This window comes from Pseudomonas sp. B5(2017) (genome assembly GCF_002112825.1).
In the GTDB taxonomy this organism is placed as follows: Bacteria; Pseudomonadota; Gammaproteobacteria; order Pseudomonadales; family Pseudomonadaceae; genus Aquipseudomonas; species Aquipseudomonas putida_Z.
The window spans coordinates 166,098-184,080 of record NZ_NEIR01000011.1 but is presented as its reverse complement, the minus strand read 5'-3'; the positions used below and the strand labels follow the sequence as shown (position 1 = coordinate 184,080).

Genomic DNA, 17,983 nt, shown 5'->3' with positions numbered 1-17,983 from the left:
GGCCGGGCCGCCTGACCGATCTGTGCTTGGCCCAGTGGCAAAGACAGCTTAGATCATCAGGCAGTACGAAAAATTCTGGCGATACCGGGGCCGATGTGACCCTTCGTCGCATTTCAAATTATTTCTGTCATCCGCGAGAAACGCTGGCGAAATGACGTCAATGATCGGCAAAGCCTGATCATAGCGGCCTCAACGCTAAACAAGGTTGAGTCGCATTTATTTACTTATCCCCTCACCCTTGGAAAGGTTACGTGCTTATGACAAATCGATCATTCACACGGTGACTCGCATTCGATAGAACTGGTCTCAGGCCACTTCGCAACGAGGTGGCACTTTCAGCTCGCCACGCCGGCAGCGAGCGCACACCGGCAGAAAGACTCTGCCCGGCCTCGGAGAGGCCGACGGGACATTACAGTCAACAAGTGAGGGCAACACCCTATGAGAAGACTTAAGCGTGATCCGTTGGAAAGAGCATATTCACGTGGCTACCAATACGGGGTCACCGGCAAATCCCGCGAACTTTGCCCCTTCAATCTTCCTTCTGTTCGCCAAGCCTGGATCAACGGCTGGCGTGAAGGTCGCGGTGATAACTGGGACGGAATGACTGGCACCGCTGGCATCCATAGACTCAACGAAAATCACGCCGTTGGCTGAACGAGGACACTGAATTCGATTTACCATGCACGCCCTATCCGGGCGGCGGGCGAAGGCCCAGGGGCCCCTTGATGGGGCCCTTTTTTATGACTTCGAATCCACATCCGCGCTGGCTTCTTCGCGGGCTCGCCCGCTCCCACAGAAACCGAACAAGTGTTTGCGAATGGGCCGGTCAGGTCACCGCGGCATTGCTGCAATGGCATCGACCGCCTCGCGAATCAGCGCAGGCCCCTTGTAAATGAAGCCGGAGTAGATCTGCACCAGGCTCGCCCCGGCAGCGATCTTCTCGGCGGCATGGCGGCCTTCGGTAATGCCGCCAGCGGCAATGATCGGCAGCTTGCCGCCCAGCTCGCCCGCCAGCACCTTGACGATATGGGTGCTCTTCTCAAGCACCGGCGCGCCCGACAGGCCGCCCGCCTCGCCACCGTACGGCAACCCTTCGACACCTTCACGGCCCAGCGTGGTGTTGGTGGCGATCACCGCATCCATGCCCGACTCCATCAGCGCGGCGGCCACCAGGGCGGTTTCTTCGTCGCTCATGTCCGGGGCAATCTTGATTGCCAGAGGTACGCGCTTGCCATGCGTGCCGGCCAGTTGCTCGCGGCGCTCGGCCAGGGCATCGAGCAGCTGCTTGAGCGAATCGCCGAACTGCAGGCTGCGCAGGCCCGGGGTGTTTGGCGAACTGACGTTGACCGTGATGTAACTGGCGTCGGTGTACACCTTGTCCAGGCAGATCAGGTAGTCATCGACGGCACGCTCCACCGGGGTGTCGAAATTCTTGCCGATGTTGATGCCCAGCACGCCGTTGTAACGCGCAGCCCGCACCCGGCCGAGCAGGTGATCAACGCCCAGGTTGTTGAAGCCCATGCGGTTGATGATGGCCGTTGCCTCCGGCAGGCGGAACAGACGCGGCTTGGGGTTGCCTGGCTGCGGGCGCGGGGTGACGGTGCCGATTTCGACGAAGCCGAAGCCCAGCTGGGCGAAACCGTCGATGGCCGCGCCGTTCTTGTCCAGGCCGGCCGCCAGGCCCACCGGGTTGGCGAAGTTCAAGCCCATGACCGTAACCGGCAAAGCCGCCGGCTGCTTGCACAGCATGCCGTTGAGGCCAAGACGGCCACCGGCGCCGATCAGGTCCAGGGACAGGTCGTGGGAGGTTTCCGGGGAAAGCTTGAACAGCAGCTGGCGGGCCAGGGTATACATGGGCGGGCAAGGCTCGGGGTGAATGAGGGGGCGATTATAGCCAGCGCGAGGCCGGCATGACAGCAAATCGTGGGGCTGCTGCGCAGCCCATCGCCGGCAAGCCAGCTCCCACAGGAACAACACAAGGGCTGAAACCTGTGCTGTATCTGTGGGAGCTGGCTTGCCGGCGATGAGGCCAATGCAGGCGGCACAAGGCAGTTGCTCCACAGGGATGCTCCCACAGGTACAACACAAGGGCTGAAACCTGTGCTGTATCTGTGGGAGCTGGCTTGCCGGCGATGAGGCCAATGCAGGCGGCACAAGGCAGTTGCGCCACAGAGATGCTCCCACAGGTACAACACAAGGGCTGAAACCTGTGCTGTATCTGTGGGAGCTGGCTTGCCGGCGATGAGGCCAATGCAGGCGGCACAAGGCAGTTGCTCCACAGGGATGCTCCCACAGGTACAACACAAGGGCTGAAACCTGTGCTGTATCTGTGGGAGCTGGCTTGCCGGCGATGAGGCCAATGCAGGCGGCACAAGGCAGTTGCGCCACAGAGATGCTCCCACAGGTACAACAACAAGGGCTGAAACCTGTGCTGTATCTGTGGGAGCTGGCTTGCCGGCGATGAGGCCAATGCAGGCGGCACAAGGCAATTGCGCCACAGGGATGCTCGCACAGGGGCAACACAAGGGCTGAAACCTGTGCTGTATCTGTGGGAGCTGGCTTGCCGGCGATGAGGCCAATGCAGGCGGCACAAGGCAGTTGCTCCACAGGGAGGCTGCCAGATGGCACATCGGTTGCACCGGAAAAGCCCACAGCCTTATCAGTACGGGCGAGGAACCTTGTGAACACTGTACCCCGAGCAACGCCCCTGGCCTGGGTCAACGGCAGCGACGCGCCGGAAAAGCCCAGCCTGAACATCGGCTACATGGCCCTGACCGACTGCGCCTCGGTGGTAGTCGCCGCCACCCAGGGCTTCGCCCAGCAGCACGGCCTTACCCTAAACCTCAAGCGCCAGGGCTCCTGGGCCGGGCTGCGCGACAAGCTGGTCAGCGGCGAGCTGGATGCCGCGCACTGCCTGTATGGCCTGGTGTACGCCGTGCACCTGGGCATCGGCGGTGTACCGGCCAGCGCCATGGCCGTGCTCATGGGGCTGAACCAGAACGCCCAGGCCATAAACCTGTCCCCGGCCCTGCAGCGCAAAGGCGTGACCAACCCTGAAGCATTGGCGCGCCTGGTGCACCAGCATGGCGCACGCCTCACCTTCGCCCAGACCTTCCCCACCGGCACCCACGCCATGTGGCTGTATTACTGGCTGGCCAGCCAGGGCATCCACCCATTGCGCGACGTCGACAGCGTGGTGGTACCACCAGCGCAGATGGCCGCGCATATCCAGGCCGGGCGCATCGACGGCTTCTGCGTGGGCGAACCCTGGGCTGCCGATGCCGTAGCCACGGGCCAGGGCTTCACCCTGGCCACCAGCCAGTCGATCTGGCCGGACCACCCGGAAAAGGTCCTGGCCTGCGCCCGCGCCTTTGCCGAGCAATACCCCAACAGCGCCCGCGCGCTGATCAAGGCGGTCCTCGCTGCCAGCCGCTTCATCGAGCAAAGCCCGGAGAACCGCCGCAGCACTGCGCAACTGCTCAGCGGCAGCGCCTACCTGGCCACCCCGCTGGCAAGTATCGAACCACGCCTGCTCGGCAGCTACCACGACGGCCTGGGCAACCACTGGCAAGACCCGCACGCCCTGCGCCTGCACGATCATGGCCGGGCCAACCTGCCGTACCTGTCCGACGGCATGTGGTTCATGACCCAGTTCCGCCGCTGGGGCCTGCTGCGCGACGACCCCGACTACCTCGGCGTGGCCCGCCAGGTCCAGCAGCTGGCACTGTATGGCGAGGCGGCACAAAGCCTCGGCGTGGCCTGCCCCGAGCAGCCGATGCGCAGCAGCCTGCTGATCGATGGCAGCCGCTGGGACGGCAGTGACCCCTACGGTTATGCCCGCAGTTTCAGCCTGCATGCACTGGGCGACCTGCCTGATGCCCGTGTCGGCGCGTGAGGGGGACCATTCATGTTGCGCATCCTGCTGATCGACGACACCCAGAGCAAACTCGGCCGCCTCAAGGCGGCCTTGAGCGAGGCCGGCTTCGAGGTCATCGAAGCCCCGGACCTGACCATCGACCTGCCCGCCTGCGTCGAAACGGTGCGCCCGGACGTGGTGCTGATCGATACCGACTCACCGGACCGCGATGTGATGGAACAGGTGGTCCTGGTCAGTCGTGACCAGCCGCGGCCAATCGTGCTGTTCACCGACGAGCACGACCCTGGGGTGATGCGCCAGGCGATCCAGGCAGGGGTCAGCGCCTACATCGTCGAAGGCATTCATGCCGCGCGGCTGCAACCGATCCTGGACGTGGCCATGGCCCGCTTCGAAAGCGACCAGGCGCTGAAGGCGCAGCTGCTTGCGCGCGACCAGCAACTGGCCGAGCGCAAGCGCATCGAGCAGGCCAAGGGTTTGCTGATGAAGATGAAGGACTGCAACGAAGAACAGGCTTACACCCTGATGCGCCGCCAGGCCATGAGCCGGCAGCAGAAGCTGATTCAGGTGGCCGAGCAGATCATTGCCATGCACGAGATGCTGGGCTAGCAACCTGCTTCACGCGGTCCCTGTAGGAGCGGCCTTGTGTCGCGATGGGCTGCGCAGCAGCCCCGGCAATCTCTGTCGCGAAGCTGAGATCCTGGGGCTGCTGCGCAGCCCATCGCGACACAAGGCCGCTCCTACAAGGGGACTGCAACTTCTCAGAGTTGGCCCATCTCTTGCTGAACAAATATCACCGGTAGCCAACGGCGGTTGCCCACTTGATCCCGACAAAGACGTCGCTCTCCCCTCCACCCACGTGGAGCGGGTAGCGGCGTCTTTTTCGTTCCGTTGCATTGCCGAGTGAGGTGTTCGATGAGTACCAGCTTCTGGAAATCCGGGCATGTGCCCACGCTGTTCGCCGCGTTCCTGTACTTCGACCTCAGCTTCATGGTCTGGTACCTGCTTGGCCCACTGGCGGTGCAGATTGCCGCCGATCTGCAGCTGAGTGCACAACAACGGGGCCTGATGGTGGCCACGCCGATCCTGGCCGGGGCGATCCTGCGCTTTGCCATGGGCGTGCTGGTCGACCGCCTGTCGCCAAAGACCGCAGGGCTGATCGGCCAGGTGGTGGTCATCGTCGCCCTCGCCGCTGCCTGGCACCTGGGCGTGCACAGCTATGAACAAGCACTGCTGCTGGGCGTGTTCCTCGGCTTTGCCGGTGCCTCGTTCGCCGTGTCACTGCCGCTGGCCTCGCAGTGGTACCCGCCACAGCACCAAGGCAAAGCCATGGGCATTGCCGGTGCCGGCAACTCCGGCACGGTGTTCGCCGCCCTGCTGGCCCCGGCGCTGGCTGCGGGCTTTGGCTGGAACAATGTGTTCGGCTTCGCGCTGGTCCCGCTGTCGCTGGCCCTGTTGGTGTTCGCCCTGCTGGCACGCAATGCTCCGCAGCGGCCCAAGCCAAAAGCCATGGCCGACTACCTCAAGGCCCTGGGTGACCGTGACAGCTGGTGGTTCATGTTCTTCTACAGCGTCACCTTCGGCGGCTTCATCGGCCTGGCCAGCGCCCTGCCCGGCTATTTCAGCGATCAGTATGGCCTGAGCCCGGTCACCGCTGGCTACTACACCGCTGCCTGCGTGTTCGCCGGCAGCCTGATGCGCCCGCTCGGCGGCGCTCTGGCCGACCGCTTCGGCGGCATTCGCACCCTGCTGGGCATGTACAGCGTGGCGGCCATCTGCATCGCTGCAGTCGGCTTCAACCTGCCTAGCGCCGCCGCCGCACTGGCCCTGTTCGTCAGCGCCATGCTCGGCCTGGGGGCCGGCAATGGCGCGGTGTTCCAGCTGGTACCGCAACGCTTCCGTCAGGAGATCGGCGTGATGACCGGGCTGATCGGCATGGCCGGCGGCATCGGAGGCTTCCTGCTGGCCGCAGGGCTTGGCACCATCAAGCAGCACACCGGTGACTACCAGCTGGGGCTGTGGCTGTTCGCCAGCCTGGGCTTGCTGGCCTGGTTCGGCCTGCACGGCGTGAAACAGCGCTGGCGCACCACCTGGGGCTCGGCTGCGGTTACCGCGGCGCGGGTCTGAGGCACAGCCATGAGCCTGCAACTGAACTTTGCCCAGGCCAGCGCCACCGGGCCGCGCGAGGAAAACCAGGACGCCCTGCGCCTGGTTACCCCGGCGCCGGAGCTGGCCGCCAGCAAAGGCTACCTGTTCGCCCTCGCCGACGGCGTCAGCCAATGTGCCGATGGCGGCCTGGCAGCCCGTGCCAGCCTGCAGGCGCTGGCCCTGGACTACTACGCCACCCCCGCGACCTGGAGCGTGGCCCAGGCCCTCGACCGCCTGCTGCTGGCACAGAACCGCTGGCTGCGCGCCCAAGGCAGTGGCCAGCCACTGCTGACCACCCTCAGCGCGCTGGTGCTGCGTGGCCGGCGCTTTACCCTGGCCCACGTGGGTGACTGCCGCGTGTACCGCTGGCACGCTGGGCGCCTGCAATGCCTGAGCGAAGACCATGTATGGGACCAGCCAGGCATGCAGCATGTGCTGAAACGCGCGCTGGGCCTGGACCAGCACCTGCTGGTGGATTATCTGGAAGGTGAGCTGCAGCCGGGCGAGAGCTTCCTGCTGTTGAGCGATGGCGTATGGGCCAGCCTGGGCGACCAGCACATCCAGGCGGTGCTGCGCGAGCAACCCGACCTGCAACTGGCCGTCGACACCCTGGTCGCCAGCGCGCACCTGAACGGCAGCCAGGACAACGCCAGTGCCTTGCTGGTGCAGGTCGAGCAACTGGGCACGGCCAACCTGGGCGACACCTTGGCGCAACTGCAGCAATGGCCAGTGCCCGGCCCGCTGCGTGAAGGCCAGGTAATCGATGGCTGGCAAGCCGAAAAGCTGCTTTCGCAAAGCCGCCAGTCGCTGCTGTACCGGGTGCGCGATGCCCAGGGCCAAGCCTGGCTGCTGAAGACCCTGCCCGCCGCACGCGAGCAGGAGCCCGGCGCGGCGCAAGGGCTGTTGCTGGAAGAATGGTTTCTGCGCCGGGTCGCTGGCCGGCACTTCCCCGAACTGCACACCGCCAGCCAGCGCCAGCACCTGTACTACGTGATGCGCGAATACCCCGGCCAGAGCCTGGCAGCGCTGCTGGCCGAGCACGGCCCGCTACCCATGCCGCAGTGGCTGGAGCTGGCCCGGCAGCTGCTGCAAGCGGTCGGCGTACTGCACCGGCGCAACCTGCTGCACCGCGACATCAAGCCAGAGAACCTGCACCTGGGCAGCGATGGCCAGCTGCGCCTGCTGGACTTCGGCCTGGCCTACTGCCCGGGGCTGTCCGAAGACCCGCTGCACGAGTTGCCGGGCACGCCGTCATACATTGCCCCGGAAGCGTTCGACGGCCAGCCGCCCAGCCCACGCCAGGACCTGTATGCCGTGGGCGTGACGCTGTATCACCTGCTGACCGGGCATTACCCCTACGGCGAAGTGGAGGCTTTCCAGCGCCCGCGCTTCGGCCAGCCGGTCAACGCCGCGCGCTACCGCCCCGACCTGCCGGAATGGCTGCAGCACAACCTGCACCAGGCACTGGCAGCGGACCCGGCGCAGCGCTTCGAAACCGCCGAACACTGGTTGCTGCTGCTCGAGCGTGGCGACCACCAGGAACTGCCCAGCCGGCCACGGCCGTTGCTGGAGCGCGAACCGATGAAGGTCTGGCGCACCCTGGCCCTGCTGTCCTTGCTGTTCAACCTGATATTGCTGCTCACCCTGCTCAAGGGCTGAACGCACCTTGCCGATGAGGAAACCCTGATGAATGCGAAAGTCTGGCTGGTTGGTGCTGGTCCTGGCGACCCCGAACTGCTCACCCTCAAGGCTGTACGCGCATTGCAGCAAGCCGCTGTGGTGATGATCGACGACCTGGTCAACCCGGCGGTGCTGGAGCATTGCCCGCAGGCCCGGGTGATTGCCGTGGGCAAGCGCGGCGGCTGCCGCTCCACGCCGCAGGCATTCATCCAGCGCCTGATGCTGCGCCATGCGCGGCAAGGACGCTGCGTGGTCCGGCTCAAGGGCGGCGACCCGTGCATCTTCGGCCGTGGTGGTGAAGAGGCGCTGTGGCTGCAGGGGCATGGCATCGAGGTGGAAGTGGTCAACGGCATCACCGCCGGCCTGGCTGGCGCCACGCAATGCGGGATTTCCCTGACCTCACGGGGTGTGAGCCGGGGCGTGACGCTGGTCACGGCACATACCCAGGACGACAGCGAACTGAACTGGGCGGCCTTGGCCCAGGGCGGGACGACGCTGGTGGTGTACATGGGCGTGGCCAGGCTGGAGCAGGTGCGCCAAGGGCTGCTGGACGGGGGCATGGCACCGGCGACGCCGGTGGCGATGATCGAAAATGCCTCGTTGCCGCAGCAGCGGGAGTGCAGGAGCGATGTGCGGGGGATGGCCGAGGATGCGCGGGGGTTTGGCTTGCGTAGCCCGGCGATTTTGGTGATCGGGGAGGTGGTTGGGGAACAGGTGGTTCAGGAATTGGTGGCAATTGCTGGATGATGCGCTGCCTGCGCCGGCCCTTTCGCGGGTAAACCCGCTCCCACAGGGATTGTGCATGACCTGAAGGGTGCGGCGAACCTGTGGGAGCGGGTTTACCCGCGAAAGGGCCGGCACACACCACACAAATCCCAGGCAAAGAAAAACCCGGCCGAGGCCGGGTTTTTCATGAAGCTTCAAACCAATTACTTGGCCTGGGCTTCTACCTGAGCTTCAACGCGACGGTTGACAGCGCGGCCTTCTTCGGTGGCGTTGTCGGCAACCGGACGGGTTTCGCCGTAGCCAACCGAGTCAACACGGCTGGATTCCACGCCGTACTGCTGGGTCAGGACCTGCTTGACAGCGTTGGCACGACGCTCGGACAGCTTCTGGTTGTAAGCGTCTGGGCCGACGGAGTCAGTGTGACCTTCCACGGTGGTGGTGGTCTGTGGGTACTGCTTCATGAAGTCAGCCAGGTTCTTGATGTCGCCGTAGCTGTTTGGCTTGACGACCGACTTGTCGAAGTCGAACTTGACGTCCAGCTCAACGCGAACGACTTCGGCAACAGCCGGGCAGCCATCAGCGTCAACGGTAACGTTGGCTGGGGTGTCTGGGCACTTGTCGACGTTGTCGCAAACGCCGTCGTTGTCGGAGTCGGAGCACACTTCGGCAACTGGAGCCGGAGCGACTTCAGCTTGCTTCGGGCTACCGCCGAAGTTCAGACCAACACCAACGGTCGGGCCCCACTCGGTGTTGCCGTTGTCGATGTTGTACATGGCTTCTACGCCAGCACGGGCGAAGAACATGTCGGTGATGTACCACTTGGCGCCAGCGCCAACGTTGGCGAAGGTGGAGTGGTCGCGGCCGCTACGAGTGGCCTGGCCCAGGCTCTCGTGAGCGAAACCGGCGGAAACGTACGGACGCAGAGCGTCGCCCACGGTACCGAAGTGGTAGGTAGCGTCGAGCTTGGCCTTGGAACCTTTGATGTCTTTGTTGAAGACTTCACCACGAGCGTTGTGGGTCTCGTTGTAGCCGAGGTCCAGGGAAACGTCGTCGGTCAGGAAGTAGCCCAGGCGAACACCAGGATTGGTGCCGTCGTTCTTGAAGTTACGTTCGCTGTCGTAGTACTGCTTGGTAACGTTGCCTTCGATTTCCACAGCGCCTTGGCCTTGAGCCAGAACGCCGAACGAAGTAGCAGCGACGAGCGAGCCAATGGCCAAGCCCAAGGTGTTTTTCAATTTCATCCGTTAAATCCCCATCTGGTGATAGTTAAGCAGTCCCACCACAAACAAGGGGGACAACTCGACGGCAAGTCTAGCAGAACTCGCCGGTTCGTTAGAGATATTTGCACGCCACTAAGTTTCATCGAGGCCGGCAAATTTCTCCCGAAGCTTGTCTAGCGCGCGCTTGTAGCGCATTTTTGTCGCGCTCAGGCCCATGTGCATGATGTCGGCAATTTCCTGAAATTCCAGCTCTGCGACAAAACGCAGCACCAGGATTTCCCGGTCAATCGGGTTCACATGCACCAGCCACTTGTCCAGCCCGCCTTTTTCTTCCGGCTTTGGAGCCTTGTCTTCGGACGCCTCTTCAACAGGGTCCAGACTCAAGGCGTCCATCAACCGACGTTTACGGCGCTCCTTGCGGTACTGGGTAATGCATTCGTTGTAGGTGATGCTGTAGAGCCAGGTCTTGAACTTGGACTTACCCTCGAAGTTCTTCAGCCCGTACAGCACTTTCAACATGACTTCCTGACAGACATCGTCCGCGTCACGGTCGTTCCCCAGATAACGCGCACAGACGTTGAACAGGGTCCGTTGGTAGCGCCGCATGAGCTCTTCATAGGCGCGGGTAACGTGGTACAGCTCCTCATGCGAACGCGCCACCAACTCTTCGTCGGTGAGCTCGCGGGGGTCATAACGCATGGGCGGCGAATGAACTTTATTCAAAACGGATCTGGCCGACAGTCAGGTCAATGTCGCCGCGCGACCCCGTGGGTCGATTTTCGCGGCGGCATACATTAACAGCTTTGTGCGGTTAGCGGCTATTGACTCGCTGTTCAAGCAGCTCGCGATTGGACAGCGATACCAGTTCGCCATCATCGGTCAGCAGCGTCGTCTTGACCGTACCGATCTCCTCGATATGCCCTTCGACCTCGCCAATCCGCACCTGCTGGCCCACCTGGTACAGCTCGCGCACGTAGATGCCAGCCAGGATCTGCCCGGCGATTTCGCGGCTGCCCAGGCCCATTGCCAACGCAACGGCCAGACCAACGGTAATCAGCCCGATCACGATCACATGGTTCAGCAGGTCGGTTTTCACCTCCAGCTGGCTGATGGCCACCGAGATGCTGATGATAATCACCAGGCCCTGGGTGATACGCCCCAGGCCTGCCGAGTATTCCAGGCCGATGCCTTCAGCTGCGCCGCGTACCAGGCCGTTTGCCACCTGGGCCAGCAGCACGCCGGCCAGCAGCACCAGGGCTGCGCCGAACACCTTCGGCAGGTACAGGGCAAGCATGTCGAGGGTTGCCGAGACCCGCTCCAGGCCCAGCGACTCGGCGGCCGAGACCAGGAAGATGAGCAGCACGAACCAGTAGACGATCTTGCCGATCAGGGTGGAGATGGGTACCTGGATGCCGACCCGGCCGAGCATCTTGGTCAGGCCGGTGCCGGCCATCAGGCGGTCCAGGCCGAACTTGGCCAGCAGTTTGGACAGCAGCGTGTCGAGCAGCTTGGCCACCACGAAACCGAGCAGCACCACGACCAGCGCGCCGAACAGGTTGGGGATGAAGTTCGCTACCTTGGTCCAAAGGGCAGTCATGGCGGTGACCAGGCTCTGGGTCCAGAGATCGAGTTCCATATTCAATCGGCCTTATCTGCTTTGCTGCCGTTGGCAGCGTTGCGGGAAGAGTGTCGACGCACCGGCGCAACATGCGCCGCGCCATTGTTCACGGCGATCAGCAGCGCCTGGCTCCAGCGGCCAAGCAGGCTGAACAGATCGCCCGCGCCAACCTGGCGGTTGGCGGTTTTCAGCACGCGACCCAGGCAAGCGGCGTCGTCCCGGTCGTCCCGGTCATTGCCGGAGGGTGACGCCTTGAGCAGGTCGCGCAGGGATTCTTCAAACGGATCGTGCATGGGCACCTCGCGCAGTGTCAGTCAGAGACGAGATGGCCGGTCGATGGGTCACACATCGCATTGGGACGAGTGTTTCAAAATGAATGCGCGTCGGCTTCTTCGCGGGCACGCCCGCTCCCACAGGGATTCCACAGAACCTGAAGGCTGTGGTGTCCCTGTGGGAGCGGGCGTGCCCGCGAAGAGGCCAGAGCAAGTCAATGAGCATCTATACCCACCGCAACCGCCGGAACAGCCACCACTGCCCCACCGCCAGCCCCAGCACGACGATGCAGGCAAACAGGAAGCCATAGGGGTTTTCCGCCCCCGGGATGCCGCCGACATTGATGCCCAGCAGCCCGGTGATGAAGCTCATGGGCAGGAAGATGCAGGTGATGATGCCGAAGCGGTACATGGTGCGGTTCATGCGCTCGCTGCGCCGGCGATCCTGGCTTTCCAGCACCAGGGCGGCCCGCTCGCGGGTCAGTTCCAGCTCTTCGAGGTAGCGGATCAGGCTGTTGTTCAGCTCGTTCCAGTAATCGGCGTCGGCATCGACGAACCAGCTCCATTTGCTACGCGACAGCTGGGCGTAGATCTCCCGCTGCGGAGCCAGGAAACGCCGCAGGCCGGCGGCACGCCGGCGAATCTGCTGCAGGCAGCCATTCTCTGGAGTGTACCGTTCGTCGGATTCGACCTTTTCTTCTTCCAGGTCGACCAGTTCGGACAGGTCGCTGACCAGGCCCTGGACCTTTTCGGTCAGCAGTTCGCCCATCAGCAGCAACAGCTCGGAAGCCGATTTCGGGCCCCTGCCCTCTTCGAGCTGCTGGAGAATCTCGTCACTGGCGCGCAACGGCCGCAGGCGCAGCGAGATGACCCGCTGCGCCTCGGCGAAGATGCGCACCGAGACCATGTCTTCAGGCTCTGCACCCGGGTTGAGGTTGACCCCACGCAGGAACAGCAACAACTGTTCATCGGCCATGGGCAGCAGGCGCGGCCGGGTATTTTCTTCCAGCAGCAGCTCGCAGGCGAATGCGCTCAGGCCGCTGTCGTGCAGCAGCCAGGTGCGGGTTTGCGGATGGCTGCGGTCCCAGTGCAGCCACAGGCTCTGCTCGGGTTGCAGCTGCAGGTCGTCCAGCTCGGTACGGGCAATCGAGCGCGCGCCGCCTTTGCCATCGAGCACCAGGGCGTGTACCAGCCCCCACTGCGCGTTGTCTTCCTCGAACATCAAAGCTCCATCAGCGCGGGCGGCGCATCACTCCGGCATTTTCAGCGGGCTTGGCGAGACCAGCACGCCATTGTTGTCGGCATACACGTACTCGCCCGGGCGGAAGGTCACCCCGGCGAAGGTCACTGCCACGTTGAGGTCGCCGATGCCGCGCTTGTCGGTCTTCATCGGGTGGCTGGCCAGGGCCTGCACGCCGACGTCGGTCTGGATCAGCACGTCGACGTCACGCACGCAGCCGTAGATCACCAGGCCTTCCCAACCGTTCTTGGCAGCCTTCTCGGCGAGCATGTCGCCGAGCAGTGCACGGCGCAGCGAGCCACCACCATCGACGACCAGGACCTTGCCCTTGCCATCGAGCTCGACCTGCTCCTTGACCAGCGAGTTGTCTTCGAAGCACTTGATGGTGACGATCTGGCCGCCGAACGAATCGCGGCCGCCGAAATTGCTGAACATCGGTTCCAGCACCTGCACCAGGTCCGGGTAGGCATCACACAGGTCGGGCGTAACGTAATGCTGCATGGGAAGCTCCTGTCAGTCACAACGAAAGCGGGTATCGGCCAAGGCTACACCGTAGAGCCCATTGCAGTCATCCGGGACCAAGCAGTCAGTTGTGTTTTGCCTGTACCGGCCTCTTCGCGGGTAAACCCGCTCCCACAGGGTCCTCACTGCACTCGAGCCCTGTGGAATTCCTGTGGGAGCGGGTTTACCCGCGAAGAGGCCAGCACAGGCGCAACCCATTCAACCGACGGGCACAGGCTCCGCCACCACCGTGGATTCATGCACCGGCACCAGCGGATCCCGCAGCCAACGCTCCACCAGCGGCCACACCTGCACCTGCGCGGCCTTGCTCACCAGCATGTCGACATGCCCGAAAGCCTCGAAGCCTTCCTCGAGCCCCAGCCGCAAAAACTGCTTGCGCTCACCGCCCAATTGCTCGAACAGCTTGCGGCAGGCCCACACCGGGTCCTGGAAGTCCCCCGCACCCGCCACCGCCAGCAGCGGCACATCCACCTCGGCCAGCCCCGCCCACCAGTCGCTCTGCCTGTCGCCAAAGCGCCCGAACAGGCCATGCCAGCGCATGCTCTCCAGGGCCAGGCCGATCGGCTCATCCTCCGGCCCACGCTTGAAACGCGGCCCGGAAATCTGCCCCCAGCGCTTGAGCAGCAGCTTCGCCCCCCAGGCCAGCGGCGGCACCTTCAACGGCCAGTACACGCGGCTGATCTGGGTACCGAACAACGCCACGCTGGCCACCTGATCGGCAGGCAGAAAGCCACCGCCCAGCGCTGCCGCCAGGGTCGTACCACCCAGGGAATGGCCGACCCAGTGCGGCGCCTGGCCCGATTGCTCGCGCACGAACGCGGCAATCAGCGGCAGGTCATCGCGGGCATAGGCGGCGACGCTGTTGTGCTTCCAGTCATGGTTACGTGGCGACAGGCCGTGGCCGCGCATTTCCGGGATCCACACATCGAAGCCGGCGCGGGCGAGATAGGCCCCCAGGCCAACCCCTTTGGGCGAGTACCAGAAGCGGCGGTTGGAGAAGCTGCCATGCAGGAGAATGACCGGCACGCCCTGGGCCTGGCCCTGATCGGCCAGCCCCAGGCGGGTGACAGCCAGCTCGACGCTGGGGTCAGGGCTGTTGCCGGCCTTGATCCGGTACACGTCTTCGCTGAGGTCGCCGCGGCGCTCGGCACTGAGCAGGGCCACGGGGAATAGAGTGCTGCTGCTTTGCATAAGGTTGCTTGGTGCACAAAAAAGGGCGGGATCCATTGCTGGAGCTCGCCCTGGAAAAAACCAGGCGGGGGTACGCCAGACGTACCCCCGCGTTTTACTGCATCAGACCGCGCCCTGCCCTTCGGCCAGGTAGAACCAGGTTTCGAGTACCGAGTCCGGGTTCAGCGACACGCTGTCGATGCCCTGTTCCATCAGCCACTTGGCCAGGTCCGGGTGGTCCGACGGGCCCTGGCCGCAGATGCCGATGTACTTGCCAGCCTTGTTGCACGCGGCAATGGCGTTGGCCAGCAGCTTCTTCACCGCAGGGTTACGCTCGTCGAACAGGTGGGCGATGATGCCGGAGTCACGGTCCAGGCCCAGGGTCAACTGGGTCAGGTCGTTGGAGCCGATCGAGAAGCCGTCGAAGTATTCCAGGAACTCTTCGGCGAGGATGGCGTTGGACGGCAGTTCGCACATCATGATCACGCGCAGGCCGTTTTCGCCGCGGGCCAGGCCGTTTTCGGCAAGCAGGTCGACGACCTGGCTGGCTTCACCCAGGGTGCGTACGAACGGCACCATGATCTCGACGTTGGTCAGGCCCATCTCGTTGCGCACGCGCTTGAGCGCACGGCACTCGAGCTCGAAGCAGTCACGGAACGATTCGCTGATGTAGCGCGAAGCGCCACGGAAGCCCAGCATCGGGTTTTCTTCTTCCGGCTCGTACAGCTTGCCGCCGATCAGGTTGGCGTACTCGTTGGACTTGAAGTCCGACAGGCGCACGATGACCTTTTTCGGGTAGAAGGCCGCAGCCAGGGTGCTGATGCCTTCGACCAGCTTCTCGACATAGAAGCCTACCGGGTCGTTGTAGCCAGCGATGCGCTTGTCGACGCTGTCCTTCAGGTCGGCCGGCAGGCCTGCGTAGTTCAGCAGTGCCTTGGGGTGCACGCCGATCATGCGGTTGATGATGAACTCCAGGCGCGCCAGGCCGACACCGGCGTTGGGCAGCTGGGCGAAATCGAACGCACGGTCCGGGTTGCCGACGTTCATCATGATCTTGAACGGCAGGTCGGGCATGGCGTCGACCGAGTTCTGCTTGACGTCGAAGCCCAGCTCGCCCTCGAAGATGAAGCCGGTATCGCCTTCGGCACAGGATACGGTCACACCCTGGCCATCTTTCAGCACCTGGGTGGCGTTGCCGCAACCGACCACAGCCGGAATGCCCAACTCACGGGCGATGATCGCCGCGTGGCAGGTACGCCCACCACGGTTGGTGACGATGGCGCTGGCGCGCTTCATCACCGGTTCCCAGTCCGGGTCGGTCATGTCGGAGACCAGCACGTCGCCCGGCTGGACCTTGTCCATTTCCGATACGTCGTTGATCACGCGGACCTTGCCGGCGCCGATGCGCTGGCCAATGGCGCGGCCTTCGACCAGTACGGTGCCCTTCTCTTTCAGCAGGTAGCGTTCCATGACGTTGGCGCTGGAGCGGCTCTTCACCGTCTCGGGGCGCGCCTGGACGATGTACAGCTTGCCGTCGTCACCGTCCTTGGCCCATTCGATATCCATCGGGCGCTGGTAGTGCTTCTCGATGATCATGGCCTGCTTGGCCAGTTCGCTGACCTCGGCATCGGTCAGGCAGAAGCGCGCGCGCTCGGCGCGGTCCACTTCGACGGTCTTGACCGAACGGCCGGCCTTGGCTTCTTCGCCGTAGACCATCTTGATCGCCTTGCTGCCCAGGTTGCGGCGCAGGATGGCTGGGCGGCCGGCCTCCAGGGTTTGTTTGTGCACGTAGAATTCGTCAGGGTTGACCGCACCCTGCACCACGGTTTCGCCCAGGCCGTAGGCGCCGGTGATGAATACCACGTCGCGGAAGCCCGACTCGGTGTCGAGGGTGAACATGACGCCGGCGGTGCCGGTTTCGGAGCGGACCATGCGCTGCACGCCGGCGGACAGGGCTACCAGCTTGTGGTCGAAGCCCTGGTGCACGCGGTAGGCGATGGCACGGTCGTTGAACAGCGAGGCGAACACTTCCTTGGCCGCGCGGATCACGTTGTCGACGCCGCGGATGTTGAGGAAGGTTTCCTGCTGACCGGCGAACGAGGCGTCCGGCAGGTCTTCGGCGGTGGCCGAGGAGCGCACGGCAACTGCCATGTTGTCGTTGCCGGCAGCCATTTCGGCGAAGGCCGTACGGATTTCCGAATCCAGGCGGGCCGGGAAGTCGGCTTCCATGACCCACTGGCGAATCTGCGCGCCGGTCTTGGTCAGGGCGTTGATGTCATCCACGTCGAGTGCGTCGAGCGCGGCGTGGATACGGTCGTTGAGACCACTCTGTTCGAGAAAATCGCGGTACGCCTGCGCCGTAGTGGCAAAGCCGCCCGGCACCGATACACCAGCACCTGCGAGGTTGCTGATCATCTCGCCCAGGGATGCGTTCTTGCCCCCCACATGCTCCACATCATGGACGCCGAGCTTATCGAGGGAAACTACGTACTCTACCAAGGTGATCTCTCCACTAACTGTATTGGAAAAGCTCAAGGGCGCCCGCCTGCCTTCGTTGACTTGGCCGGACGCTTGTGGCCTGTACCTGGAAAATAAGTGAGAATGCCGACAGCCGCATTCGGCAAACCGAACTTATCATATCCAAGAAACGTCATCAGCTTAAGGCCCAGATCGCAAATGAAACGAACCGCGTTCTTCATCTCCGACGGCACCGGCATCACTGCCGAAACCCTGGGCCAGAGTCTGCTCGCTCAATTCGAGAGCATTCCGTTCAATAAATTCACCCGTCCCTACATCGATTCGCCGGAAAAGGCGCGGACCATGGTCCAGCAGATCAACGCCGCAGCCGAGCGCGATGGTGTACGCCCGATCATCTTCGACACCATCGTCAATCAGGACATCCGTGAGATCCTGGCTACTTCGAATGGCTTCATGATCGACATCTTTTCTTCGTTTTTGTCCCCGCTTGAACAAGAATTGACTGCCCATTCGTCGTATTCCGTCGGCAAGTCGCACTCGATCGGCGGCAATTCCAACTACATGGAACGTATCGAGGCGGTGAATTTCGCCCTGGACAACGACGATGGCGCGCGCACCCACTACTACGACAAGGCCGACCTGATCCTGGTAGGCGTATCGCGCTGCGGCAAGACCCCCACCTGCCTGTACATGGCCATGCAATTCGGCATCCGCGCCGCCAACTACCCGCTGACCGAGGACGACATGGAGCGCCTGCAGCTGCCGGCGGTGCTGAAAAAGCACCACAACAAGCTGTTCGGCCTGACCATCGACCCCGACCGCCTCACCGCCATCCGCCACGAGCGCAAGCCCAACAGCCGCTATTCCAGCTTTGCCCAGTGCGAGTTCGAAGTGCGCGAGGTGGAAAACCTGTTCCGCCGGGAGAACATTCCCAACATCAATTCCACGCATTTTTCGGTGGAGGAGATTTCGGCGAAGATTCTGGTGGAGAAAGGGGTGGAGCGCAGGTTCAAGTAAGCCTGTACCGGCCTCTTC

Annotated in this window: 16 protein-coding genes; 7 read left to right on the top strand and 9 right to left on the bottom strand. The window is 63.5% G+C overall.

Annotated features, from left to right (window positions below; genetic code table 11):
- Nucleotides 1–438 precede the first annotated feature (438 nt).
- Nucleotides 439–654, top strand: coding sequence for a ribosome modulation factor (gene rmf, locus CAG00_RS18120; protein WP_003248687.1), 216 nt, complete (start codon nucleotides 439–441; stop codon nucleotides 652–654).
- A gap of 177 nt (nucleotides 655–831) precedes the next feature.
- Here the strand turns inward: rmf and CAG00_RS18115 are convergent, their stop codons facing one another.
- A complete protein-coding gene (locus CAG00_RS18115) occupies nucleotides 832–1,854 on the bottom strand; it encodes a quinone-dependent dihydroorotate dehydrogenase (protein ID WP_063913861.1) in 1,023 nt (340 codons plus the stop codon).
- A gap of 826 nt (nucleotides 1,855–2,680) precedes the next feature.
- Here CAG00_RS18115 and CAG00_RS18110 point away from each other — a divergent pair.
- The 5 genes from CAG00_RS18110 to cobA all read left to right on the top strand — a co-directional run bounded on the left by CAG00_RS18110 (nucleotide 2,681) and on the right by cobA (nucleotide 8,449).
- The gene (locus CAG00_RS18110; protein ID WP_085664969.1) at nucleotides 2,681–3,895 is read left to right on the top strand and encodes a CmpA/NrtA family ABC transporter substrate-binding protein; all 1,215 of its coding nucleotides are present in this window, start codon (nucleotides 2,681–2,683) and stop codon (nucleotides 3,893–3,895) included.
- A gap of 12 nt (nucleotides 3,896–3,907) precedes the next feature.
- Nucleotides 3,908–4,483 (top strand): ANTAR domain-containing response regulator, encoded by a 576-nt coding sequence (locus CAG00_RS18105; RefSeq protein ID WP_025338289.1) that lies wholly within the window; start codon nucleotides 3,908–3,910, stop codon nucleotides 4,481–4,483.
- Between the two features lie 306 nt (nucleotides 4,484–4,789).
- On the top strand, nucleotides 4,790–6,001 hold the full coding sequence (locus CAG00_RS18100) for a NarK/NasA family nitrate transporter (RefSeq protein ID WP_085664968.1): 1,212 nt from the start codon (nucleotides 4,790–4,792) through the stop codon (nucleotides 5,999–6,001).
- A 9-nt stretch (nucleotides 6,002–6,010) separates the two neighbouring features.
- Nucleotides 6,011–7,681 carry a bifunctional protein-serine/threonine kinase/phosphatase gene (locus tag CAG00_RS18095; protein ID WP_085664967.1) on the top strand — a complete coding sequence of 557 codons (1,671 nt, stop codon included), beginning with the start codon at nucleotides 6,011–6,013 and terminating at the stop codon, nucleotides 7,679–7,681.
- Nucleotides 7,682–7,708: 27 nt separating this feature from the next.
- Nucleotides 7,709–8,449: a uroporphyrinogen-III C-methyltransferase gene (gene cobA, locus CAG00_RS18090; RefSeq protein ID WP_085617183.1), complete on the top strand. Its 741-nt coding sequence runs from the start codon at nucleotides 7,709–7,711 to the stop codon at nucleotides 8,447–8,449.
- 182 nt (nucleotides 8,450–8,631) lie between these two features.
- Here cobA and CAG00_RS18085 read toward each other — a convergent pair whose 3' ends face one another.
- The 8 genes from CAG00_RS18085 to ppsA form a co-directional block, all read right to left on the bottom strand.
- Nucleotides 8,632–9,669, bottom strand: a complete 1,038-nt coding sequence (locus tag CAG00_RS18085) for an OmpA family protein (protein WP_004376136.1) — start codon at nucleotides 9,667–9,669, stop codon at nucleotides 8,632–8,634.
- A 111-nt stretch (nucleotides 9,670–9,780) separates the two neighbouring features.
- Complete coding sequence (gene sigX / locus CAG00_RS18080; RefSeq protein WP_003248665.1) at nucleotides 9,781–10,347, bottom strand: RNA polymerase sigma factor SigX; 567 nt, start codon at nucleotides 10,345–10,347, stop codon at nucleotides 9,781–9,783.
- Nucleotides 10,348–10,459: 112 nt separating this feature from the next.
- Nucleotides 10,460–11,284 (bottom strand): mechanosensitive ion channel domain-containing protein, encoded by an 825-nt coding sequence (locus CAG00_RS18075; RefSeq protein WP_004376138.1) that lies wholly within the window; start codon nucleotides 11,282–11,284, stop codon nucleotides 10,460–10,462.
- Nucleotides 11,285–11,286: 2 nt separating this feature from the next.
- Nucleotides 11,287–11,559 (bottom strand): hypothetical protein, encoded by a 273-nt coding sequence (locus tag CAG00_RS18070; RefSeq protein ID WP_004376140.1) that lies wholly within the window; start codon nucleotides 11,557–11,559, stop codon nucleotides 11,287–11,289.
- Between the two features lie 205 nt (nucleotides 11,560–11,764).
- Entirely contained in the window at nucleotides 11,765–12,760 is a 996-nt protein-coding gene (locus tag CAG00_RS18065; protein WP_063913854.1) for a zinc transporter ZntB, read from the bottom strand.
- 27 nt (nucleotides 12,761–12,787) lie between these two features.
- Nucleotides 12,788–13,279 carry a ribonuclease E activity regulator RraA gene (gene rraA / locus CAG00_RS18060; protein WP_021785500.1) on the bottom strand — a complete coding sequence of 164 codons (492 nt, stop codon included), beginning with the start codon at nucleotides 13,277–13,279 and terminating at the stop codon, nucleotides 12,788–12,790.
- Nucleotides 13,280–13,498: 219 nt separating this feature from the next.
- Complete coding sequence (locus CAG00_RS18055; protein ID WP_238067464.1) at nucleotides 13,499–14,491, bottom strand: alpha/beta fold hydrolase; 993 nt, start codon at nucleotides 14,489–14,491, stop codon at nucleotides 13,499–13,501.
- Nucleotides 14,492–14,593: 102 nt separating this feature from the next.
- Nucleotides 14,594–16,969, bottom strand: coding sequence for a phosphoenolpyruvate synthase (gene ppsA, locus CAG00_RS18050; RefSeq protein WP_075044190.1), 2,376 nt, complete (start codon nucleotides 16,967–16,969; stop codon nucleotides 14,594–14,596).
- Nucleotides 16,970–17,146: 177 nt separating this feature from the next.
- On the opposite strand from ppsA, the gene CAG00_RS18045 reads away from it, so the two are divergent.
- Entirely contained in the window at nucleotides 17,147–17,965 is an 819-nt protein-coding gene (locus CAG00_RS18045; RefSeq protein WP_024086557.1) for a pyruvate, water dikinase regulatory protein, read from the top strand.
- Nucleotides 17,966–17,983 lie beyond the last annotated feature (18 nt).